The organism is Cryobacterium sp. TMB3-10 (genome assembly GCF_004402305.1).
Taxonomy (GTDB): Bacteria; Actinomycetota; Actinomycetes; order Actinomycetales; family Microbacteriaceae; genus Cryobacterium; species Cryobacterium zongtaii.
The window spans coordinates 45,784-68,619 of sequence record NZ_SOGH01000031.1 but is presented as its reverse complement, the minus strand read 5'-3'; the positions used below and the strand labels follow the sequence as shown (position 1 = coordinate 68,619).

22 protein-coding genes are annotated in these 22,836 nt (G+C 68.6%); 10 read left to right on the top strand and 12 right to left on the bottom strand.

All coding sequences use genetic code 11. The features are described from left to right. Positions 1-101: 101 nt before the first annotated feature. The 10 genes from E3T22_RS16295 to E3T22_RS16250 form a co-directional block, all read right to left on the bottom strand. Positions 102-848 carry an HAD family hydrolase gene (locus tag E3T22_RS16295; RefSeq protein WP_088457861.1) on the bottom strand — a complete coding sequence of 249 codons (747 nt, stop codon included), beginning with the start codon at positions 846-848 and terminating at the stop codon, positions 102-104. A gap of 46 nt (positions 849-894) precedes the next feature. After that, entirely contained in the window at positions 895-1,488 is a 594-nt protein-coding gene (locus E3T22_RS16290) for a GNAT family N-acetyltransferase (RefSeq protein WP_134481227.1), read from the bottom strand. Continuing rightward, on the bottom strand, positions 1,488-2,492 hold the full coding sequence (gene trpS, locus E3T22_RS16285; protein ID WP_103461207.1) for a tryptophan--tRNA ligase: 1,005 nt from the start codon (positions 2,490-2,492) through the stop codon (positions 1,488-1,490). The genes E3T22_RS16290 and trpS overlap by 1 nt, the downstream gene beginning before the upstream one ends. Before the next feature lie 52 nt (positions 2,493-2,544). After that, positions 2,545-3,402 (bottom strand): exodeoxyribonuclease III, encoded by an 858-nt coding sequence (locus E3T22_RS16280; RefSeq protein ID WP_088455239.1) that lies wholly within the window; start codon positions 3,400-3,402, stop codon positions 2,545-2,547. A 41-nt stretch (positions 3,403-3,443) separates the two neighbouring features. Next, positions 3,444-4,517: a YihY/virulence factor BrkB family protein gene (locus tag E3T22_RS16275; RefSeq protein WP_088455240.1), complete on the bottom strand. Its 1,074-nt coding sequence runs from the start codon at positions 4,515-4,517 to the stop codon at positions 3,444-3,446. Between the two features lie 91 nt (positions 4,518-4,608). Next, the gene (locus E3T22_RS16270; protein ID WP_088455241.1) at positions 4,609-5,370 is read right to left on the bottom strand and encodes a succinate dehydrogenase iron-sulfur subunit; all 762 of its coding nucleotides are present in this window, start codon (positions 5,368-5,370) and stop codon (positions 4,609-4,611) included. Then, on the bottom strand, positions 5,370-7,184 hold the full coding sequence (gene sdhA, locus E3T22_RS16265; protein ID WP_240632369.1) for a succinate dehydrogenase flavoprotein subunit: 1,815 nt from the start codon (positions 7,182-7,184) through the stop codon (positions 5,370-5,372). The genes E3T22_RS16270 and sdhA overlap by 1 nt, the downstream gene beginning before the upstream one ends. A 26-nt stretch (positions 7,185-7,210) precedes the next feature. Continuing rightward, on the bottom strand, positions 7,211-7,663 hold the full coding sequence (locus E3T22_RS16260; protein ID WP_088455242.1) for a succinate dehydrogenase hydrophobic membrane anchor subunit: 453 nt from the start codon (positions 7,661-7,663) through the stop codon (positions 7,211-7,213). A 13-nt stretch (positions 7,664-7,676) separates the two neighbouring features. Further along, a complete protein-coding gene (sdhC, locus tag E3T22_RS16255; protein WP_088455243.1) occupies positions 7,677-8,093 on the bottom strand; it encodes a succinate dehydrogenase, cytochrome b556 subunit in 417 nt (138 codons plus the stop codon). Positions 8,094-8,266: 173 nt separating this feature from the next. Further along, positions 8,267-9,421 (bottom strand): glycosyltransferase family 1 protein, encoded by a 1,155-nt coding sequence (locus E3T22_RS16250; RefSeq protein ID WP_088455244.1) that lies wholly within the window; start codon positions 9,419-9,421, stop codon positions 8,267-8,269. A 78-nt stretch (positions 9,422-9,499) separates the two neighbouring features. On the opposite strand from E3T22_RS16250, the gene E3T22_RS16245 reads away from it, so the two are divergent. The 7 genes from E3T22_RS16245 (at position 9,500) to E3T22_RS16215 (ending at position 17,914) form a co-directional block, all read left to right on the top strand. Further along, the gene (locus E3T22_RS16245; RefSeq protein ID WP_088455245.1) at positions 9,500-10,621 is read left to right on the top strand and encodes a mannose-1-phosphate guanylyltransferase; all 1,122 of its coding nucleotides are present in this window, start codon (positions 9,500-9,502) and stop codon (positions 10,619-10,621) included. 206 nt (positions 10,622-10,827) lie between these two features. Next, positions 10,828-11,928: a BMP family protein gene (locus E3T22_RS16240; protein ID WP_088455246.1), complete on the top strand. Its 1,101-nt coding sequence runs from the start codon at positions 10,828-10,830 to the stop codon at positions 11,926-11,928. A gap of 146 nt (positions 11,929-12,074) precedes the next feature. Further along, positions 12,075-13,592: an ABC transporter ATP-binding protein gene (locus tag E3T22_RS16235; RefSeq protein WP_088455247.1), complete on the top strand. Its 1,518-nt coding sequence runs from the start codon at positions 12,075-12,077 to the stop codon at positions 13,590-13,592. Then, a complete protein-coding gene (locus E3T22_RS16230; protein ID WP_088455248.1) occupies positions 13,589-14,857 on the top strand; it encodes an ABC transporter permease in 1,269 nt (422 codons plus the stop codon). The genes E3T22_RS16235 and E3T22_RS16230 overlap by 4 nt, the downstream gene beginning before the upstream one ends. Continuing rightward, complete coding sequence (locus tag E3T22_RS16225) at positions 14,854-16,152, top strand: ABC transporter permease (protein WP_088455249.1); 1,299 nt, start codon at positions 14,854-14,856, stop codon at positions 16,150-16,152. The genes E3T22_RS16230 and E3T22_RS16225 overlap by 4 nt, the downstream gene beginning before the upstream one ends. Then, the gene (locus tag E3T22_RS16220) at positions 16,149-16,601 is read left to right on the top strand and encodes a cytidine deaminase (RefSeq protein WP_103461203.1); all 453 of its coding nucleotides are present in this window, start codon (positions 16,149-16,151) and stop codon (positions 16,599-16,601) included. Before E3T22_RS16225 ends, E3T22_RS16220 begins: the two co-directional genes overlap by 4 nt. After that, complete coding sequence (locus tag E3T22_RS16215) at positions 16,598-17,914, top strand: thymidine phosphorylase (protein WP_088455251.1); 1,317 nt, start codon at positions 16,598-16,600, stop codon at positions 17,912-17,914. Before E3T22_RS16220 ends, E3T22_RS16215 begins: the two co-directional genes overlap by 4 nt. Before the next feature lie 171 nt (positions 17,915-18,085). On the opposite strand, the gene E3T22_RS16210 is transcribed toward E3T22_RS16215, so the two are convergent. Continuing rightward, positions 18,086-18,580 carry a hypothetical protein gene (locus E3T22_RS16210; protein WP_088455252.1) on the bottom strand — a complete coding sequence of 165 codons (495 nt, stop codon included), beginning with the start codon at positions 18,578-18,580 and terminating at the stop codon, positions 18,086-18,088. 482 nt (positions 18,581-19,062) lie between these two features. On the opposite strand from E3T22_RS16210, the gene E3T22_RS16205 reads away from it, so the two are divergent. From E3T22_RS16205 to E3T22_RS16195, 3 genes are read left to right on the top strand one after another with little or no spacing between them, the layout of a single operon-like run. Next, complete coding sequence (locus tag E3T22_RS16205) at positions 19,063-20,178, top strand: adenosine deaminase (RefSeq protein ID WP_370291637.1); 1,116 nt, start codon at positions 19,063-19,065, stop codon at positions 20,176-20,178. 29 nt (positions 20,179-20,207) lie between these two features. Further along, positions 20,208-20,690, top strand: a complete 483-nt coding sequence (locus E3T22_RS16200) for a PTS sugar transporter subunit IIA (protein WP_088455254.1) — start codon at positions 20,208-20,210, stop codon at positions 20,688-20,690. Beyond that, positions 20,687-20,959 (top strand): PTS sugar transporter subunit IIB, encoded by a 273-nt coding sequence (locus tag E3T22_RS16195; RefSeq protein WP_088455255.1) that lies wholly within the window; start codon positions 20,687-20,689, stop codon positions 20,957-20,959. The genes E3T22_RS16200 and E3T22_RS16195 overlap by 4 nt, the downstream gene beginning before the upstream one ends. Positions 20,960-21,003: 44 nt before the next feature. On the opposite strand, the gene E3T22_RS16190 is transcribed toward E3T22_RS16195, so the two are convergent. After that, the gene (locus E3T22_RS16190; protein WP_241980300.1) at positions 21,004-22,725 is read right to left on the bottom strand and encodes a phospho-sugar mutase; all 1,722 of its coding nucleotides are present in this window, start codon (positions 22,723-22,725) and stop codon (positions 21,004-21,006) included. Positions 22,726-22,836: the final 111 nt, after the last annotated feature.

Genomic DNA, 22,836 nt, shown 5'->3' with positions numbered 1-22,836 from the left:
CCGCATCCGCCGCTCTTCCGAGCTGTGCGGGTGCGGCGCCGTTATGCGGGTGGCGCGCCACCCGCATAACGGCGCCTGCCCCGCATATCGCGGCGACCCGGCTAGCGCGGAGCGAGGAGCTGCGGCAGGGCGTCGAGGGTGGTGAGGCGGATGACGCCCAGCCGGCGGGCCTCGGCGAGGTCGTCCTCTGGCGGGGGAGGGCCGGCCGTGCCGACCCTGTCCAACCACACGCCGGTCAGCCCGGCGGCGGCGGCGCCGATGGCATCGGTGCGCAGCCGGTCGCCCACGTACACGGAAGCGTCAGGAGCGGCTCCGAACAGGGCGCAGGCGTGCAGGAAGATCTCCGGCCGGGGTTTGCTCAGGCCGAACTCGGCCGAGGCCACCACGTGCTCCACCCGGGCGTCCAGGCCCGTGTCGGCCAGCTTGACGCTCTGGTAGGCGAGCTCCCCGTTGGTGATCAGGCCGAAGCCCACCCCGGGGATGCGCCGGGCCAGCTCGTCCAGGCAGGGCAGCGCGTCCTCGTGCAACCGCCAGTGCGCCCGGTAGTGCACGAAGTAGTCCTCGAACCAGGCACCGGCCTCCGCGTCGGTCAGAGTCACGCCGTGTGCGGCCGCGAAGTCGCGGGCCCTGGCGCTCCGCTGCCCGGCGAAGTCCAGATCGCCGGCGAGGTAGGCGTGATAGTGCTGCTCCTCGAGCGCGTTCCAGAGCGCCACGACGGTGTGCGGGTCGGCGGTCGCGCCCCGGCCGCCCTGCCCGGCGATGTGCCCGAGGATGCCGTCGGCCACGGCCGCCCGGTGCGCGAACAGGGTGTCGTCCAGGTCGAACAGCACCAGGGCGGGCACTGTCACGGCAGTCTCACCGGCCACAGGCGCCCCAGGGCGGGCCCGGCGCCCGTCACGCGCCCACGACCTCGGCCGGCCAGCCCGCGGGCGGTGTGCGGTCGTCGGCGGCGCGAAGCGCACCCTTCCACGACGGCGGATGCGTCCCGTCGCGGTACGCGACTCCGGCGGGTCCCTGTCCGGTGTAGCGGAACCCGGCCTTCCGGGCGGTCCGGGCCGACGCGAGATTGCCGGCGACGCACTCCCAGTGCACGCTGTCGCAGAGGCCGGTGCTGAAGCCCCAGTCCAGCACCAACCGTTGGGCCTCCACCATCAGGCCCCGGCCACGGTGGGCGGCACCCAACCAGAACCCGATCGAACCGGCACGCTCCGCCGCATCCCCGGCCGGCACGCTCAGGCTGATCACGCCGAGAAGCTCCGGCGCCGCAGAATCGCGCACCGCCCAGGTGCATTCCTGGTCGTTCGCCCAGGCCGACGGCACGTACCCGCTGATGAAACCCGTCGCGTCCTCGAGCCGGTACGGCCAGGGCAGGCGGGCCAGATACTGCGGCATCACCGGGTCCTGGCAGTACTCGAACACCCGCTGGGCATCGTCCGGGCGCGGTTGGTCCAGCCGCAGCAACGGCGAGGACAGCTCGACGGGGTGCATCAGCGCCGCGCCAGGAAACCCATCCGGTCGAACGCGGTCGCCAGGGTGACATCGGCCACGGCGGCAGCCCGGTCGGCGTTGGCGGCGAGGATCCGGTCGAGTTCGGCCGGGTCGTCGAGCAGCTCGAGCACCCGGCCGCGGATCGTGCCGAAGGTCTCGGTGACCACCTCGGCCAGGCCCTTCTTGAAGTCGCCGTAACCGCGACCCGCGTACTCGTCCTCAAGGGACTGGATGGAGCGCTCCGCCATCACGGAGTAGATCGTGAGCAGGTTCGCGACCCCGGGCTTGTTCTCCCGGTCGAAGACCACCCCACCCTCGGCGTCGGTCACGGCACGCATGATTTTCTTGGCCGTCACCGAAGGCTCGTCGAGCATCCAGATCACGCCGGCGTGCGACTCGGCTGACTTCGACATCTTCGCGGTCGGGTTCTGCAGGTCGTAGATCTTCGCGGTGTCGCGGATGATGCTGGCCGTCGGCACCGTGAAGGTGTCGCCGAAGCGGGAGTTGAACCGGGCGGCCAGGTCGCGGGTGAGCTCGACGTGCTGGCGCTGGTCCTCACCCACCGGCACGATCTCGGTCTGGAACAGCAGGATGTCCGCGGCCATCAGCACCGGGTAGGCGAACAGGCCCACCGTGGTGGCGTCGGCGCCCTGCTTGATCGACTTGTCCTTGAACTGGGTCATCCGGCTGGCCTCGCCGAAGCCGGTGAGGGTGTTCAGCGCCCAGGCCAGCTGCGCGTGCGCGGCCACGTGCGACTGCACGTACAGCGTCGACGCGGACGGGTCGATTCCCGCCGCGATGTACTGCGCGGCCGTGGCGCGGGTGTTCTCCCTCAGCTTGGCCGGGTCCTGCGCCACGGTGATGGCGTGCAGGTCCACGATCGAGAAGAACGCGTCGTGGGTCTGCTGCAGTTTCTTCCAGTTCAGCAGCGCACCGATGTAGTTGCCGATCTGCAGCGAGTCTGCGGAGGGCTGCATGCCGGAGTAGAGGCGGGTCTTGGTCATGAGGGAGTGTCTTTCGTCAAAAATGAGGCCGCGCGAGCGGCGAAAAAGAGGATCAGATGGCGTAGTCGACGACCACGGGAGCGTGGTCGGACCAGCGCTGGTCGTAGGCATCCGCCCGGTCGACGGTGTAGTTGACGACGGATGCCGCCAGCGCGGGCGTCGCGAGCTGGTAGTCGATGCGCCAGCCGGTGTCGTTGTCGAACGCCTGGCCGCGCCAGGACCACCAGGTGAACGGCCCGTCCATCTCGCCGGCGGCCTTGCGGCCCACGTCGACCCAGCCCAGGCCCGCGCCGTTGTTGTAGTCGGCCTCGTCCTCGGCGCCGAGGATGCGGTCGAAGTAGGCGCGCTCCTCGGGCAGGAAGCCGGCCCGCTTGACGTTGCCCTTCCAGTTCTTGATGTCGAACTTGCGGTGCCCCACGTTGAGGTCGCCGAGCACGACGACCCTCTCGCTGTGCGCGGCCAGTTCGGGCAGCCGGGTGAGCATGGAGTCGAGGAAGGTGAACTTCTCCACCTGCTTGGGGGTGTCCACCTCTCCGGAGTGCACGTAGGTGCTCACCACGGTGACGATGGTGCCGTTGACCTCGTAATCGGCCTCGAGCCAGCGGCCGGCGCTGTCGAAGTCGGGGTGGCCCAGTTCGACCCGGTGGATCGAGGCGGTCTTTCGGCTGGCGATGGCCACGCCGGCGCGGCCCTTGGCGGTGGCGGGGTCGTGCAGGATGTTCCAGTCCGGGCCGAGCAGACCCTCGATGTCTTCGGTCGAGGCGCGCACCTCCTGGATAGCGAGGATGTCGACGTCGCGGGTGGCGAGCCAGTCGCCCATGCCCTTGCGGAACGCGGCACGGATGCCGTTGGTGTTGATGCTGGCGATGCGCAAGGGGCGGGTGGTCTCGGATGCGGGAGAAGACGGCATGCGCCGATTCTACCGAGTGCCGCCGACCCGGGCCGGGGCGGTTACCGTTCCGCGGGCTCGCTGACGCCGTATTTCTCGGCCCGCTGCTTGGCCTTTCGCAGCCGTCGGTTGCTGCCGGGCCGCTGCAACCAGGATGCGCTCTCCCGCGCCAGCCTGGCCTGCCGCAGCTCCACGGTGGCAGCAAGACGCAGCGCCTCCGCTTCCTTCTGGTCGGTCAGCTTCTTGGCCTCGTCGGCGCTCAGAGTGGAGGGCGGGATGCCGGCGTCCTGCATGCCGACGGCGATCCAGGCCGCGGAGATCAGGGTGACCGTGGAGGTGAGGTTGAACCAGATCAGCAGACCGATGATCACCGCGAAGCCGGCCAGCAGCGGGTTTCGGGCCGCGCCGCCGAGCAGGGCGGCGCCGAGTACCTTGAGCACACCCAGCACCACCGCGCCGAGCAGCGAGCCGACGAGCAGGTTCCGGAGCGGGATGCGCACCCTGGAGAGCACCCTGAACAGGGCGGCGAGGGTGATGGTGTCGATGATCAGCACGATCAGCAGGGCCACGGCCTGGCTCGACGCGACGAACCAGAACGAGTCAGTGCCCTGGCCGAGCAGGCCGAGGAACCCGCGGAGCAGTTCGGTGCTGATGATAGAGATCACGGCCGACACGACGAGGGCGAGGCCGAAGGCCAGTCCGAGGCCGAGTTCGCGCAACTTGACCAGCACGAAGAAGGTGGTCTCCTGGCCCATCCCGAAGATGCCGCGCACGGCCTGGGAGGTGGTGCTCAACCAGCCCAGGGTCGTCGCGAGCAGGCCGATGAGGGCGATGGCACTGCTCCAGGTGAGCGCGCCGGTGTCGCCGAGGGACTTGGGGTCAATCACCCCTTCCTTGCCGATCAGGCCGGGAACGGACTGGTTGATGATCACGAACAGCTGATCCATCAGGTCGGGGTTGCTGGCCAGCCAGATCCCGGCGACGGAGAAGACCAGCCAGAGCGCGGCGAAGATCGCGAAGATCGCCTGGTAGGCCATGCCAGCGGCCAGCACCGGCCCGCGGCTCTGGTTGAAATGGGTGAACACCCGCACGGGGCGGGTGTTCATGATGCGCGTGACGATGTCGCCGATCTTCATCGCTCCAGCCTAGCCAGCGCGCGCGGCCGCCCAGGGCGGTTAACGACGGACGGCGGCCCGTAGGCCGCCGTTCGTTAGGAGTCCGTAAGAGTTACGGCTTGCCGCGCATGATGGCCTGTTTGACCTCGGCGATGGCCTGGGTCACCTGGATGCCGCGCGGGCAGGCCTCGGTGCAGTTGAAGGTCGTGCGGCAACGCCAGACGCCTTCCCTGTCGTTGAGGATGTCCAGGCGCACGGCGGCGTTCTCGTCGCGGGAGTCGAAGATGAATCTGTGTGCGTTCACGATCGCGGCGGGCCCGAAGTACTGTCCGTCGGTCCAGAACACCGGGCAGCTCGACGTGCACGCGGCACAGAGGATGCACTTGGTGGTGTCGTCGAAGCGCTCGCGCTGAGCGACGGTTTGGATGCGCTCCTTGCCGTCCTTGGGCGTGTTCTGTGCCATCAGGAACGGCTGCACCTCGCGGAAGGACGCGAAGAACGGCTCCATGTCCACGATCAGGTCCTTCTCCAGCGGCAGGCCCTTGATGGCCTCGACCGTCACCGGCTTGGTGATGTCGAGGTCCTTGATCAGGGTCTTGCAGGCCAAACGGTTCCGCCCGTTGATCCGCATCGCGTCGGACCCGCAGATGCCGTGCGCGCAGGACCTGCGGAAGCTCAAGCTACCGTCCTGTTCCCACTTGATCTTGTGCAGGGCGTCCAGGATGCGGTCCGTCGCGTACATCTCGACGTCGTAGTTCTCCCAGTGCGGGTCTTCGTCGATTTCGGGGTTGAAGCGTCGCACCGACAGGGTGACCGTGAACGAGGCGATCTCGTCGGGAACCGCGGGGGGCGATTCGAGGGTGGGGGTGCTCACTAGTACTTCCTCTCCATCGGCTGGTAGCGCGTAATGGTGACGGGCTTCCAGTCGAGCGAAATATGGTCGGCAGCATCCGCGGACAGGGCGTCACCCGACAGGTAGGCCATGGTGTGCTGCAGGTAATTGACGTCGTCGCGCAGGGGGAAGTCGTCGCGCATGTGGCCGCCGCGGCTCTCCTTGCGGTTGCGGGCGGAGTACACGACGACCTCGGCCAGGTCGAGCAGGAAGCCCAGCTCCACGGCCTCGAGCAGGTCGGTGTTGAACCGGCGGCCCTTGTCCTGCACGCCGATGTTCTTGTAGCGCTCGCGCAGGGTGTGGATGGTCTCGGTGACCTCACGGAGGGACTCGTCGGTGCGGAACACCTGCGCCTTCTCGTCCATGATCTCCTGCAGCTCCCGACGGAGCACGGCGATGCGCTCGGTGCCGGTGGAGGTGCGGATGGTGGTCAGGAGTTCGCGCACGAACTTGGCTGGGTCCTCGGGCAGCGGCACGAACTCGGCGGTCTTGACGTACTCGACGGCGTTGTTGCCGGCGCGCTTGCCGAACACGTTGATGTCCAACAGCGAGTTGGTGCCGAGCCGGTTGGAGCCGTGCACCGAGACGCAGGCGCATTCGCCGGCGGCGTAGAGGCCGGGCACCACGGTGGTGTTGTCCCGCAGCACCTCCGCCTTGACGTTGGTGGGGATGCCGCCCATGGCGTAGTGCGCGGTGGGCATCACCGGCACCGGTTCGGTGACGGGGTCCACGCCGAGGTAGGTGCGGGCGAACTCGGTGATGTCGGGCAGCTTGGTCTCGAGCACCTCGGCACCCAGGTGGGTGCAGTCCAGGTACACGTAGTCCTTGTTGGGGCCGGCGCCGCGGCCCTCCGCGACCTCCTTGACCATGCAGCGGGCCACGATGTCACGCGGGGCGAGGTCCTTGATGGTGGGCGCGTAGCGCTCCATGAACCGCTCGCCGGAGGCGTTCCGCAGGATCGCGCCCTCACCGCGGGCACCCTCGGTGAGCAGGATGCCCAGGCCGGCCAGGCCGGTCGGGTGGAACTGGAAGAACTCCATGTCCTCCAGCGGCAGGCCCTTGCGCCAGATGATGCCCACACCGTCGCCGGTGAGGGTGTGCGCGTTGGACGTCGTCTTGTAGATCTTGCCGAAACCGCCGGTGGCGAAGATGAACGCCTTGCCGGAGAAGACGTGCAGCTCACCGGTGGACAGGTCGTAGGCGACCACGCCGGACGGCTGGTCGACGCCGTCGACGTTGGTCATGATCAGGTCGAGCACGTAGAACTCGTTGAAGAAGTTGATGCCGCGTTTGACGCAGTTCTGGTACAGGGTCTGCAGGATCATGTGGCCGGTGCGGTCGGCGGCGTAGCAGGCGCGGCGCACCGGGCTCTTACCGTGGTCGCGGGTGTGACCGCCGAAGCGGCGCTGGTCGATCTTTCCCTCAGGGGTGCGGTTGAACGGCAGGCCCATGTTCTCGAGGTCGATGACGGCGTCGATGGCTTCCCTGGCGAGGATCTCCGCGGCGTCCTGGTCGACGAGGTAGTCGCCGCCCTTGACGGTGTCGAAGGTGTGCCACTCCCAGTTGTCTTCCTCCACGTTCGCCAGCGCGGCAGCCATGCCGCCCTGCGCCGCGCCGGTGTGCGACCGGGTGGGGTAGAGCTTGGAGATCACGGCGGTGGATGCGTTCGGTCCGGCCTCGATGGCGGCTCGCATGCCCGCCCCGCCAGCCCCGATGATCACGATGTCGAACTGGTGGTAGTGCACCCCGTCGACGATGGTGGACTCGGGCATGTTGGTCACAGGTGCATCCGTCATGAAAGTTTTTGCAGCTCCTCGAGGGCCTAAACGGCCTGGCAGAAAGTGGGCAGAAGGTCGGCGGGCTGGCCGGCCGGGCAGGCGTCGAAGGTGAACACCACGAGCGTGCCGAGAACGATCAGGATGACCACGGCGGCGAGGATCGACGATTTGAGGATGCCGCGGCTGATGCGCGTCGTGGCGTAGTCGTTCACGAGGGTGCGCATGCCGTTGCCGCCGTGGATCAGGGCGAGCCAGAGCATCGCCACGTCCCACCACTGCCAGAACGGGTTGGACAGCTTGCCGGCGACGAAGGCGAAGTTCAGCGCGCTGACGCCCTCGCCCACCATCAGGTTCACGAAAAGGTGGCCGAAGATCAGCACGATCAGCACGACGCCGGAGACGCGCATGTAGATCCAGCCCCACTTCTCCCAGTTCACGCCGTTCTTGCGGGGGCTGCGGGAGTATGGGCTGCGGGGGGCGACGATTGTTGAGGTCATTTTCGGTCGCCTCCTAGTGGCTGAACACGTTGATCAGGTGGCGGGGCAGGAAGGCGATCATGGTGATCACCCAGAGCCCGATCACGACGTAGAAGAGCACCCGCTGGTGCTTCGCGTTCCAGAAGTCGATGGCGATGATGCGCAGGCCGTTGAAGGCGTGGAACACGATCGCGGCGACCAGGCCGGCTTCGCCCAGCCCCATGATGGGGGTCTGGTACTGGCTGATCACGGCGTTGTACGCCTCGGGGCTGACCCGCACGAGGGCGGTGTCGAGGATGTGCACGAGGAGGAAGAAGAAAATCGCCACCCCGGTGATCCGGTGCAGGACCCAGGACCACATGCCCTCACGGCCGCGGTAAAGCGTTCCGGCCGGACGACGCGAGGTCGTCTTCCGCTGAGCTGTCAGGGCCTCTGCCGAATTCTGTGGCATGACCAACCCTCCCTGGCTGAGTCGTGACCCCTGCTGAACGAGGTGTCATCGTTGAACAAACACGTATCGTCAGTCTATATCTTGACGGCGAGATAAGTCTGGTTAGGGGTGCCTAACCGGGTGGGCGGCCGCCGGTGACCAGAGGCTTTGTACCCGCATCAAGGCTAGTGCGGTCAGCGGCGTTGCGCGGCCGGAACCAGGGTTTCCGCACGCACGGCGAGGCTTTCATCGATGACCTGCGTGTAGAACCCGAACAGCGTGGCGCAGACGGTTTCCCAGCTGCGGCCGAGCACGGCCCGCCGGCCCGCCTCGCCCATCCGGTGCCGCAGCGGAGCATCGGTGACCAGCGCGGCCACGTGTCGGCGCAGGTCCCTGTCATCGTCCGGCGTGAACAGGAACCCGTCGGTGCCGTGCTCGATGAGATCGATCGGGCCACCGGCGCGCGGCGCCACCACGGGCAGTCCCGCGGCGTGCGCCTCTTGCAGGGTCTGTCCGAAGGTCTCCTCTGTACCGGCGTGCAGGAACACGTCGAAGCTGGCGTACGCCGCCGCGAGCTCGGCACCGGCGAGCCGGCCCAGCCAGGTCACCGGCATTCCCGCCAGAGCCTTGGCCACCAGGGGAGTGGACGGCCCGTCGCCGACCAGGGCGATGCTGATCCCGCGTAGGCCGCTGAGTGCCCGGAACCTTTCCACCTGCTTCTCCGGGGCGATCCGGCCGACGTACCCGATCACCACCTCGCCGTTGGGCGCCAGTCGCCGGCGCAACGCCGCCACCTCCGGGCCGTGCCGGGTGTTGGGGTGGTAGCTCTCCAGGTCCACGCCCCTGGTCCACCGGTCCAGGCGCTGCACGCCGATGCGGCGGAGGTCGCTCATCGACGCCGTGGACGGCACGAGGGTCAGGTCGGCGCCGTCGTGCACCCACTTCACGAACCGCCAGGCCAGCCCGGTCGCCTGGCCGAGGTGGTTGCGGCTGGCGTAACCGGCCACATCCGTCTGGAACACGGCAACGCTCGGCACGCCCAGGCGCCGGGCGGCCGCGATGCCCTGCGCGCCGAGGAGGAACGGTGACGCCGCGTGCAGCACGTCCGGCGCGAAGTCGGCCAGCAGCCCCAACACCCGCGGATTGGGCAGGCCGACGGGAAACTGCCGATAGGAGAGGGCGGGCACGGTGTGCACGGGAAAGCCGGCGTAACTCGGCGGGGCGCCGAACGGGGCGATCACCAGGGCCTCGTGGCCCTGGCGGCGCAGCTCGTCGAGCACCTTGCAGACGCTCGTGGTGACCCCGCTGATGGTGGGGAGGAAGCTTTCGCTGACGACGGCAACCCTCATGCCGCCACAGTAGACAGCCCGCACGTCTGTGCGGTGAACCCTGGATGAACGGGGCCGACGGACCGGTAGTCTGGCGCAATGTCCCACTCCAGCGATGCCCTCGCCCGCTTCTACAGTGTGATCCCTGCCGGCGGGATCGGATCCAGGCTCTGGCCGCTGTCCCGCGCCGACGCGCCCAAGTTCCTGCACGACCTCACCGGCAGCGGGCAGACGCTGCTGCGCGCCACCTGGGACCGGCTCGCACCGCTGTCCGGCGACCAGCGCATCATGGTCGTCACCGGGCGGGCGCACCGGGCCGCCGTCGAGGAGCAGCTGCCGGAGCTCGGGGACCTGAACGTGGTCCTGGAGAGCGAACCGCGGGACTCCTCGGCCGCGATCGGGCTGGCCGCCGCGATCCTCGAGCGCCGCGAACCCGGCGTGATCATCGGCTCCTTCGCAGCCGACCACGTCATCAAGGGCCCCGCGGCGTTCCGCCAGGCCGTCGTGGAGGCCATCGTCGCCGCCGACACCGGCCTGATCGTCACCATCGGCATCCAGCCCACCGAGCCGGCGATCGGTTTCGGTTACATCAAGACCGGCGCGGCCCTGTCCATCGACGGCGCCCCGAGCGCCCAGTCGGTCAATTCGTTCGTGGAGAAGCCCAGCCCGGCCACCGCCAAGCGCTACCTCTCCAGCGGACAGTACCTCTGGAACGCCGGCATGTTCATCGCCCGCGCCGACAGGCTGCTCGAGGAGATCGGCGCGAGCGAGCCCGAGCTGCTCGCCGGGCTGCTCGAACTCGCCGAGGCGTGGGACACCCCGCGCCGCGGCGCCGTCGTCGACCAGGTCTGGCCCAAGCTCAAGAAGATCGCCATCGACTACTCCGTGGCCGAGCCCGCCGCCGCGAAGGGCAAGCTGGCCGTGATCCCCGGCCAGTTCGACTGGGACGACGTGGGAGACTTCGCGTCGATCGCCAAGATCCACGCCAACGGCCGCAAGCGCGACCTGGCGATCCTCGGTGAGGGCGCCCGGGTGCTGGCCGACTCCTCCAGCGGAATCGTCGTCAGCCACACCAAGCGCATGATCGCTCTGATCGGCGTCGACGACATCGTCGTCGTGGACACCCCCGACGCCCTGCTGGTGACGACAAGCGCCAACGCCCAGAAGGTCAAGGCCGTCGTCGACGCGCTGCGGCTCTCGGGCAGCTCAGACGTCCTGTAGCTGCGGGCGGCCTCCGCCGCGAGAGTTTCTCAGGAATAGGCCCGGTAGATGACCATTTGTGTCGGCGCGATTTCGAGAATGTCGCGGCTTGATAACCATTTGGCTACAGTGTCGGTTTGCTCATCTGAGCAGGGCTCTTCTGGGTAACGTGTAGACCATATACCAGCCCGTGCGATCTCACGCCGGGCCTCATCTGGAGGTCAATCTTGACAATCACGACCCGCAAGGCAACGCTCGGCGGCCTTGCCTCACTCGGCGTTCTCGCTCTGCTCGCGGCGTGTGCGCCGGCCCCCACCGAGGACGGCAGCGGCGACGCTGCCACATCGGACTTCCTGCCCTGCATCGTCTCCGACTTCGGTGGCTTCGACGACAAGTCCTTCAACCAGTCCAGCTTCGAGGGCATCTCCCAGGCCTCCGAGGAGCTCGGCGTCGAGTTCAAGCAGGCCGAGTCCACCTCTGAGGACCAGTACACGGGCAACGTGACCAGCATGGTCGACCAGGGTTGCAACTTCATCCTCACCGTCGGTTTCGCCCTGGCCAACGCCACCCGCGACGCGGCCCAGGAGAACAGCGATGTGCAGTTCGCCCTCATCGACTCCACCCTCTCCAACGACGACTTCAGCCCGCTGACGCTCGAGAACGTGAAGCCGGTCGTCTACGACACCGCGCAGGCCGCATTCCTGGCCGGCTACCTGGCCGCAGGAACCACCAAGACCGGCACCGTCGGCACCTTCGGTGGCATGCAGTACCCGTCGGTCACCATCTTCATGGACGGCTTCGCCGACGGCATCGCCTACTACAACACCGAAAAGGGCACCGACGTCAAGCTCACCGGCTGGTCGAAGGAATCCCAGGAGGGCCTGTTCGCCGGTGGCTTCGATGACATCAGCGCCGGCAAGACCCTCAGCCAGGGCCTGATCGACGCCGGTGCGGACATCATCCTCCCGGTCGCCGGCCCGCTCTTCCAGGGCACCGCACAGGCCATCGCCGAGTCCGGCAAGGACGTCGCCATCGTCGGTGTCGACAGCGACCTGTTCGAGACCACGCCCGAGTTCGCCGCGCTGTACCTCACCTCCATCATGAAGTCGATGACGGATGCGACCGACGCGATCATCACCGACGCGGCAAACGGCGAATTCAGCTCCGACCCGTACATCGGAACCCTCGAGAACGAGGGTGTCGGCCTGGCCCCGCTGCACGACTGGGAGTCCAAGGTTGACCCCGCCCTGGTCACCGAGATCGACGACCTCAAGGCACAGATCATCAGCGGCGACATCGTCGTGACCAGCGACGCCACGCCCAAGTAACACCCCGTTTCACCCAGCACCACCGTGTAGCAGTACCGCCCCACAGGGCACCGGGGAGGCCAGCCATGCTGGCCTCCCCGTTTCGTTGCGTGGTGTCGCCGGGGCGTAGAGCCACGCCCGGCCGGCACCTCAATAGAATCGACACTATGAAGCTCGAACTTCGCGGCATTACGAAGAGATTCGGTGCCCTTGTTGCCAATGACGACATCAACCTCACCATCGAGGAGGGAGAGATCCACGCCCTGCTCGGCGAGAACGGGGCCGGTAAATCAACGTTGATGAACGTTCTCTACGGCCTGTACCGGGCCGAAGAGGGCGAGATCCTCCTCGATGACGTGCCGCAGCACTTCGCCGGACCCGGCGACGCGATGGCCGCCGGCATCGGCATGGTGCACCAGCACTTCATGCTGATCCCCGTGTTCACCGTGGCCGAGAACGTGATGCTCGGCCACGAACAGGTCAAGGCCGGCGGCAGGCTCGACCTCGCCGCCGCGCGCACCCGGGTGCGGGAGATCTCGGAGCGCTTCGGGTTCGACGTCGATCCCGACGCCCTCGTGGAGTCCCTGCCCGTCGGTGTGCAGCAGCGGGTGGAGATCATCAAGGCGCTCTCCCGCGACGCGAAGGTGCTCGTCTTCGACGAACCGACCGCCGTGCTCACCCCGCAGGAAACCGACGAGCTGATGAACATCATGCGCCAGCTCAAGGCCGCGGGCACCTCCATCGTCTTCATCACGCACAAGCTGCGGGAGGTGCGCGAGGTCGCCGACCGGATCACCGTCATCCGCCTGGGCAAGGTCGTCGGCACCGCCTCGCCGACCGCGAGCAACGAAGAACTCGCCACCCTGATGGTGGGCCGCGCCGTCGACCTGACCGTGGACAAGGCGCCCGCCACCCCCGGAGCCCCGGCGCTGGTGGTGACGAACCTCACCGTGATCGACCCTCTCGGCCAGATCCTCGTCAACGACGTCAGCTTCGACGTCAAGGCGGGCGAGATCCTCGCCATCGCCGGCGTGCAGGGCAACGGCCAGACCGAACTGACCGAGGCTCTGATGGGGCTGCAGCCCCGCGTCGTCGGCGAGATCAGCCTCGACGGCACGTCCCTTCGCGGCCACTCGGTTCGTCAGGTGCTCGACGCCGGGGTCGGCTTCGTACCGGAGGACCGCACCAGGGACGGCCTCGTCGGCGGGTTCACCATCGCCGAGAACCTGATGCTGGACCGCGCCAACAAGCTCCCGTTCGTCAAACGGTTCAACCTGCAGCTGTCCTACCTCGCCGACTTCGCCCGCACCAAGGTGACGGAGTTCGACGTGCGGTCCCAGGGCATCGAAACGCCCGTCGGCCGCCTGTCCGGCGGCAACCAGCAGAAGGTCGTGCTCGCCCGCGAACTCAGCCGTGACCTGCGGCTCTTCGTCGCGGCTCAGCCCACCCGCGGCCTCGATGTCGGCTCGATCGAATTTGTGCACGAACGCATCGTGGCGACCCGCGACGGCGGCACCCCGGTCATCGTGATCTCCACCGAACTCGACGAGGTCGCCGCCCTCGCCGACCGGATCATGGTGATGTACCGCGGCCGCATTGTCGGCATCGTCCCCGGCGACACCCCCCGATCCGTTCTGGGTCTCATGATGGCGGGCGAAACCCCCGCAGAAGGAGCCGCAGCATGAGCGCCGCTCAGCAGCCCACCTCGACCCCGGCACCGGCGAAGTCGCCGGAACCGGACGAATCCTCCCGCTGGCACAACGTCTTCCGGGAGATCACCACCGGCAACGCCATCATCTCGGTGTTGGCGGTGCTGCTGGCGCTGCTCGTGGGCGCCGTGATGATCGCGTTCACGAACGCGAACGTGCAGGAGAGCGCGGGGTACTTCTTCTCGAGGCCCGGCGACATGCTCTCCGCCGCCTGGGACGCGGTGTCCGGCGCCTATTCCGCGCTGTTCCAGGGTTCGGTGTACAACTTCCGTCGTCCGAGCTTCGCCGACGGCATCCGGCCGTTCACCGAGACCCTCACCTACGCCACCCCGCTGATCGCGGCCGGCCTCGGTGTCGCGCTCGGTTTCCGGGTGGGCCTGTTCAACATCGGCGGGCGCGGCCAGATGCTCATCGCCGCGACTCTGGGCGGCTGGGTGGCCTTCGCGGTTGACCTGCCCGCCGGCATCCACCTGATCGCCGCACTCGTCGCCGGCGTGCTGGGCGGGGCCCTGTGGGGCGGCCTGGTCGGCCTGCTCAAGGCCCGCACCGGCGCGCACGAGGTGATCACCACGATCATGCTCAACTACGTGGCGTTCTACCTGGTCAGCTTCCTGCTGCGCGACGGGTTCCTCAAGACCCCGGGGTCGAACAACCCCAAGAGTCCGGCCAGCAAGGAGACCGCGGTCTACTTCGACCTACTCGGCCCGGACTACAACTTGCACTTCGGCTTCATCCTGGTGATCGCCGCCACGGTGTTCACCTGGTGGCTGCTCGCCCGCTCCAACCTGGGCTTCAAGTTCCGCGCCGTCGGCGAGAACCCCAACGCCGCCAAGGTGGCCGGCATCAGCGTGCAGCGCATGTACGTCTACGCGATGCTGTTCTCCGGCGGTCTGGTCGGCCTGGCCGGCATCAACCAGGTGCTGGGCACCACCACCAGCGGCTTCGGTGCCGGCATCGACTCCGGGATCGGTTTCGACGCCATCACGGTGGCCCTGCTGGGCCGCTCCAAGCCGTGGGGCGTGTTCGCCGCGGGCATCCTGTTCGGCGCGTTCAAGGCCGGCAGCTTCTCGATGCAGGCCGCCGAGGGCGTGCCCATCGACATCGTGCTCGTTGTGCAGTCGCTCATCGTGCTCTTCATCGCCGCGCCGCCGCTGGTGCGCGCGATCTTCAGGCTCCCGGCGCCCGGAGCGCCCCGCCGCAGACCGGTTCCCAACGTTTCCCAGGAGGTGGCGGCGAAATGAGCACCATCGCTCCAGTGAACCAGCCCACCCAGCCCACCGGACCCGAGGAGGGTCCGGCGACCGCGGTCATCAAGAGCTGGAAGGTGCCGATCATCCTCGGCGTCTTCACGGTCCTCGGTTTCCTGCTGATGGTGGTCTTCGGCCGCACCGGCACCAGCACCATGGTGCTCTCCACCTCCAGCGACCTGATCCAGCTGCCAGACGTGCTGCTGCCCACCCTGCCGACCGGCATCGTGATCAGCATCCTGCTGGCCGCCATCACCGGGCTCAGCGCCTGGATGGTGCAGACCCGCCGCAAGGTTCCGCTCTGGCTGATCTCGGTTTTCGCCGTGCTGCTCCTGATCGGCTTCCTCACCTGGGCCTCCGCCGACGAACGCATCCCGGTGCCCGGCCTGTTGTTCGGCTCGCTGAGCCTGGCCGTCCCGCTGATCTTCGGCGCCCTCGGCGGCGTCATCTCCGAACGTGTCGGCGTGGTCAACGTGGCGATCGAGGGCCAGCTGCTGGCCGGTGCGTTCACCTCCGCGATCGTGGCCTCGATCACCCAGCAGCCGCTGCTCGGCCTGCTCGCGGCGATGGTGGCCGGTGTGCTGGTGTCGTTTGTGCTCGCGGCGTTCTCGATCAAGTACTTCGTCGACCAGGTCATCGTCGGTGTGGTGCTCAACGTCCTCGTCACCGGCCTCACCGGGTTCCTGTTCTCCGAGCTCCTCGCCCCGAACGCGGCCACGCTCAACCAGCCGCCCAAATTCGAGCGCATCAACATCCCGCTGCTCAGCGAGATCCCGATCGTCGGGCCGGTCTTCTTCCGGCAGACCCTGATCGTGTACATCATGTACATCGCCGTCGCCGCGGTGTACTTCGGGATCTTCCACACCAAGTGGGGCCTCCGGCTCCGCGCGGTGGGCGAGCACCCGCAGGCCGCTGACACCGTGGGCATCAACGTCACCGGTACCCGGTTCTGGAACGTGTCCCTCGCCGGCGCCGTCGCCGGCCTCGGTGGCGCGTACTTCACCCTGGGGTCGGTGGGTGCGTTCGGCAAAGAAATGACCGCCGGTGCCGGCTTCATCGCCCTCGCGGCGGTGATCTTCGGCCGGTGGGACCCGATCCGGGCCACCCTCGCGGCGCTGCTGTTCGGCTTCGCCAGCAACCTGCAGAACGTGTTGAGCATCATCGGTTCGCCGGTGCCCAGCGAGTTCATGCTGATGCTGCCCTACCTGGTCACCATCTTCGCCGTGGCGGGCCTGGTGGGCCAGTCGCGGGGCCCGGCCGCATCCGGAAAGCCGTATATAAAATCATGACGAACCTGACTGCGAATTCCGGCGACACAACACCCGAGTCCGGCGACATCGACTGGGGTGTGCTGCGCAGCGCTGCCACCGAAGCGATGACCCACGCCTACGTGCCCTACTCGAAGTTCCCGGTCGGGGCGGCCGCCCTCGTTTCCGACGGCCGGGTGATCAGCGGGTGCAACGTGGAGAACGCCTCCTACGGGCTCACTCTCTGCGCGGAATGCGCGCTGGTGAGCGTGCTGCACCTCACCGGCGGCGGCCAGCTCGTCGCGTTCAGCTGCGTCGACGGCAACGGCAACACGCTGATGCCGTGCGGCCGCTGCCGCCAACTGCTCTACGAACACTCGGCACCAGGCATGCTGTTGGAGACCGTCTCCGGCGTGCGCACCATCGACGAGGTCCTGCCGGACGCCTTCGGGCCCCGCCAGCTCGCCGCCTACAGGGAAGACAACTCATGAGCTCCACCCCCGCCCGCACCATCGAAGCCTTCGACGCCGTCGACCTGATCCACGCCAAGCGTGACAAGGGCGAGCTGTCGACTCCGCAGATCGACTGGCTGATCGACGCGTACACCCGCGGCTACGTCGGCGACGAGCAGATGGCCGCGATGACCATGGCGATCTTCCTCAACGGCATGTCCCGCCGGGAGATCCGCGACATGACCATGGCCATGATCAACTCCGGCGAGCGGATGAGCTTCACGGGCCTGGGCAAACCGACCACGGACAAGCACTCCACCGGCGGTGTCGGCGACAAGATCACCCTGCCGCTGATGCCCCTCGTCGCGGTCTTCGGCGCGGCCGTGCCGCAGCTCTCCGGCCGTGGCCTCGGTCACACCGGCGGCACCCTGGACAAGCTCGAGTCCATCCCGGGCTGGCGCGCCAACCTCAGCAACGAGGAAATGTTCCAGCAGCTGCAGGACGTCGGCGGGGTCATCTGCGCCGCCGGCAGCGGTCTGGCTCCGGCCGACGGCAAGCTGTATGCGCTCCGCGACACCACCGGCACCGTCGAAGCGATCCCGCTGATCGCCTCGTCGATCATGTCCAAGAAGATCGCCGAGGGCACCGGTGCGTTGGTGCTCGACGTGAAGTTCGGCTCCGGCGCGTTCCTGAAGGACATCGACCGGTCCCGCGAGCTGGCCCGCACCATGGTCGCCCTCGGCGAGGACGCCGGGGTGGCCACCTCCGCGCTGCTGACCAACATGAACGTGCCGCTCGGCCTGGCCATCGGCAACGCCAACGAGGTGCGCGAGTCCCTCGAGGTGCTCGCCGGCGGCGGCCCCGCCGATGTGGTGGAGCTCACCGTGGCCTTGGCCCGCGAGATGCTGGCCCTGGTCGGCCAGAAGGACGTCGACGTCGAGGCGGCCCTGACGGACGGTCGCGCGATGGACAAGTGGCGTGCGGTCATCCGTGCCCAGGGCGGCGACCCGGATGCCGCGATGCCCGTGGCGCGCGAGACCCACGTGGTGCTCGCCGACCGTGACGGCGTGCTCGTCGAGCAGCAGGCGCTGCCGTTCGGCATCGGCGCCTGGCGCCTGGGCGCCGGCCGCGCCCGCAAGCAGGACCCGGTGCAGCACGCCGCCGGCATCGACCTGCACGCCAAGCCCGGCGACACCGTCCGCAAGGGCGAGCCACTGTTCACCCTCAGCGCCGACGAGCCGGAGCGCTTCGCCCGGGCCCTCGAGGCCGTCGAGGGCGCCTGGCGCATCGGCGACCCCGGCGAGCCCGTCCTCGACGGCGGCCCCCTGATCGCCGAGCGCATCGGCAACTAGCCCAGTACCCGCAGGCCCGGCCCCGCCGACTTGCCGCAAAAACCCCCTTCCGCCGAGCCGAAGGGGGTTTTTGGCGCAAGTCGCTGGCGGCGCATCCGCCGACTTGCCGCACATTGCCACTTACCTCGCGGCGAGGCGCTCAGTTGCGGCAAGTGGGTGAGTGCGCGCGCGTCACGTGGGGCGGCTGCCGGGACGCCAGCCGCGGGAACGCAGCGCCTGGTCGAGCCGGGAGAGGACTTCGGCATCCGGGGTTTCCTTGAGCACCCTGATGACCCGCCAATCCTCGGCCATCACACCGTCCAACCTGTCGACATCACGGGCGAACTGCACGTCGTCCGTGCGGTGCTGCTCGCCGTCGTATTCGACAAGGACCCGGTACCGCAGGTAGACCAGATCACCGCGCACCCGGCGCCGCTGGTATCGCAGCGGCAGGTACACGTTGGTCTCCGGTTCCGGCAGGCCCGCCCGCACGATCAGGAGCCGAAGCCGGGTCTCCTGGCGCGACTCAACTCGGGGTCTCACCCACTCCAGCGCGGCCCGTAGCCGACGGATGCCCCGGTGGCCGGGCCGCTCGGCGACCGCCGTGCAGAGGTCTTCCGACGAGAACGGGGGATCCACCACGCCGAGGAGGTGGTCGCCGAGCGCGATGAGGTCGTCCAGCCCCATAATCGGAGCGAGTTCGCACCAGACGCTGACGGGATTCTGGACCGTGAAGCCCGAGCAGCTGGGCAGCGGTGGCGTGGCTGAAGAAGTGGCCGGTGGGCATCACCGCGGCGTAGGCCCTGGCCAGTTCCCGCACCCCGGTCGGGATGCCGGCGGCGACTCTCACGCCGTGGAACGGCGCCTGCAGGTCGGCCGACTGCAACCTCCGAGGTGTCACCCCCGCCCAGCGCGCTTCCGCGACGGTGAACCCGTCGAGAGTCAGGCTGCGGGGGAGCTCCGTTCGCTTGCGCATCCGCCCAAGATGCCATTTATTGCCGCTGCCGGTCAGAGTTATCCACCGATGGCGCCCCGCGCTGTGCTGACTTGCGGCGAAGATGCGCTTGGAGTGCGCTGAAGGGGCATTGTGAGGCACGTCGGCGGGGTTGGGCGGATGAGGCGGCTTCGGGATACGCGCCGCGCGGGCGCGATAGATTGGGGGAGTGAATATCAGCTCCGAGGAATACCTGTTGCCCGGCAGTGGCGTGAGCATCAACGCCCTGCCCAAAGTCTCCCTGCACGACCACCTCGACGGCGGTCTGCGACCGGCCACGATCCTCGAGCTGGCCGCGCCGATCGGCCTGGAGCTGCCCGCCACGACCGAGTCCGGCCTCGCCGATTGGTTCGTCAGCCAGGCCACCTCCGGCTCGCTCGCGGACTACCTCAAGACCTTCGAGATCACCGTCGGCGTCATGCAAACCCACGACGCCCTCGTGCGGGTGGCCAGGGAGTTCGTTGAAGACCTCGCCCTGGATGGCGTGATCTACGCCGAGGTGCGCTGGGCCCCCGAGCAGCACCTGGCCGGCGGGCTCAGCCTGGACCAGGCCGTCGACGCCGTGCAGGAAGGCATCGCGGCGGGCATCGAGCGGGTCGCCCAGGCCGGCATCACCATCAAGATCGGCCAGCTGATCACCGCGATGCGGCACGCCGACAGGTCCCTCGAGGTCGCCGAACTCGCCGTGCGGCACCGCGACCTCGGCGTGGTCGGCTTCGACATCGCCGGCGCCGAGGAGGGCTTCCCGGCTGGCAACCACGCCGCCGCGTTCGACTACCTGGCCCGGAACCTCTTCCCGGTCACCGTGCACGCCGGCGAGGCCGACGGGCTGGGCAGCATCCGCGGCGCCCTGTTCGACGGTCGCGCCCTGCGCCTGGGCCACGGCGTGCGCCTGGCCGAGGACATCGAAATCGGCCGGGAGGACCAGGAGAACACGTACGTGACCCTCGGCCCGCTGGCCCAGTGGGTGCGCGACAGGGAGATCCCGCTGGAGCTCAGCCCGTCGTCGAACCTCCAGACCGGCGCGATCGCCGCCTGGGGCGACGACATGCTCGACCACCCGTTCGACCTGCTCTACCAGCTCGGCTTCCGCGTCACCGTCAACACCGACAACCGGCTGATGAGCGCCACCACGCTCAGCCGCGAGCTGGCCCTGCTCACGGATGCCTTCGGCTACGACCTCGACGACCTCGAGGCCCTGCAGCTCAACGCGGCCTCCGCGGCATTCCTGCCGTTGGAGGAGCGCGAAGAACTCGCCGACGCCATCGTCGACGGTTTTGCCACCGCCTAGCCCGCCAACGCCCACGCTAGAAAGCAGCCATGTCCCTCCCACCACTTCCCCTTGACGCCATCGACGTCGGCCTGCACGTCCCCGACTGGCGGGCCGCCGTCGGCGCCGCCGGCGCGGCGCTGGAGCGATCCGGTTCCACCGCACCCGGCTACACCGAGCGCATGGTGGGTGTGATCGAGGAATTCGGCGCCTACGTGGTGATCGCGCCCGGGCTGGCCCTGGCGCACGCCCGGCCCGGCCCCGATGTGCTCACCGGGGGCCTGAGCGTCGTGACCCTCGCCGAGCCCGTGGCCTTCGGACACCCGCACAACGACCCCGTCAACGTGGTCCTGGGCCTGGCGGTGACCACGGGCGACGAGCACGTGCACTTCGTCGCCGAGCTCGCCAACGTGTTCAACGATTCGAGCATCATCCCGGCGCTGGCAGCGGCGCCGGACGCAGCATCCGTACGCTCGCTCCTGGGCATCGCGGCACCAACCGGCGCAGACGCCAGCACGGAGGAACACAAATGAAGATCGTCGCACTGTGCGGAGTCGGTATCGGCACATCCGCCATTCTCAAGGTCAACGCCGAACGCGCCCTCGAGCGCCTGGACATCGAGGCTGACGTCACCGCGGCCGACATCGCCAGCGTGAAGCTCGCCGCCGCGGACGCGCAGGTCATCCTCACCTCGTCGGAACTGGTGCCGTCGATCGGCAAGACCAACGCCGACGTCATCATCATCGACAACTTCTTCGACCTCGACGAGCTGACCGCCAAGCTCGAGATCGCACTCGGCTAGCCCGGCGCGGATGCCCGGCTGGGCATCCGCGTCCGCACCGCCGGTCAGCCGATCAGCGCGCGCATGCCCCTGTCGAGCTCGGCGAGGGCATCGGATGCGGCCTGCCGGCGTTCGGCGAGGCTGCCGACGCTGCTGTGCGTGTCGAGATACACCTTGAGCTTGGGTTCGGTGCCGCTGGGCCGCACCATCACCCGGGAGCCGTCGGCGAGCACGATCCGCAGCACATCGCTGGGCGGCAGGCCGTTGAAGCCGCCGGAGAGATCGTCGATGTGGTCCACCCGGCTGGTGCCGATCATCGCCGGCGGGCTCTCGCGCAAGCGTGCCATCACCCTCTCGATCTCGGTGAGGTCGGTGACGCGCACCGAAATCTGGCCCGAGGCGAAGTAGCCGAACTTCTCGGCGAACGCGTCGAGGTGGTCCGCGAGCGTCAAACCGTCGGCCTTGAGCTCGCTGACCAGCGAGAGCAGCGCCACGGCGGCGGAGATGCCGTCCTTGTCGCGCACGGTGCCGGGGTTGACCAGGTAGCCGAGGGCCTCTTCGAAGCCGAAGATCAGGCCGGGAGCACGGGAGACCCACTTGAACCCGGTGAGGGTGTCGGCGAACCGCAGGCCGTAGGCGTCTGCGACGGCCTTGAGCGCCGGCGTCGACACAATCGAGCAGGCCAGGGTGCCGTCGGCACCGCCGTCGCCCGGCGCGTTGGCGGCCAGCTCGGCGGCCCGCCAGCCCAGGATGGCACCGACCTCGTTGCCGCTCAGGCGACGGTAGCCCTCCGGCGCATCGGCGTCCGGGATGGCGATGGCGAGCCTGTCGGCATCCGGGTCGTTGGCGATGATCAGTTCGGCGTCGACCTCACGCGCGGTCTCGTAGGCGAGGTCCATCGCGCCGGGTTCCTCAGGGTTGGGGAACGCGACGGTGGGGAACGCCGAGTCGGGGGCGATCTGCGCGTCCACGAGGGTCGGCAGGGCGAACCCGGCGGCGTCGAGCACGCGGCGGGTGGTGTCCCACCCCACACCGTGCAGGGCCGTGTACACAACGCTCACCTGCGCGCGCGGCGACGCGCCGATGGCGGCGGTCGCATCCACGTAGGCCTGCACGACGGACTCCGGAGCGGTCTCGTACCCGGCCCGCGGCAGCTCGGTGACGAGCTGGGTGTCGGCGACGTGCTGGATCTGGGCGGCGATGGCGACGTCGTCGGGGGAGACGATCTGCGAGCCCTCATCGGAGTCGCCCAGGTAGACCTTGTAGCCGTTGTCGTTGGGCGGGTTGTGCGAAGCGGTGACCATCACACCGGCGCTGGCGCCGAGGTGGCGCACCGCGAAAGCGAGCACCGGGGTGGGGAGCAGGCGGGGCAACAGCACGGCGCGCACGCCGGCGCCGGCCATGATCGCGGCGGTGTCGGTGGCGAAGACGTGCGAGTTGCGGCGGCCGTCGTAGCCGATGACCACGGACGGGATGCTGCCGGGCCGGCTGCTCGCCGCGGCGGCGAGGAGATAGGCGGCGAGTCCGGCGGCGGCCTGGCTCACCAGAACCCGGTTCATCCGGTTGGAGCCGGCGGCGATCTCGCCGCGGAGGCCCGCGGTGCCGAACGCGAGGCGCTCGTCGAAGCGGGAGTGCAGGTCGGCAACGGCGGCCGGGTCGCGATCCTGGGCCTGCTGGATCAGCACGCGCAGCTCGGCGCGGGTCTCCGGGTCCGGGTCCTGGGCGAGCCAGTCGGTCGCGGTGACCAGCAGCAGGTTGACCGGGTCGGTGGCCGTGGTGTCCAGCACTGCCGTGGCGGCGGGCACCTCTCCGGCCGTCTCGTCCGGTCCGTCGACGGTGTTCGGCACGGCGGTCTGCGGTTCGCGTTCGTCGTCGCCGGCGTGCGCGCCGCGTGGGAG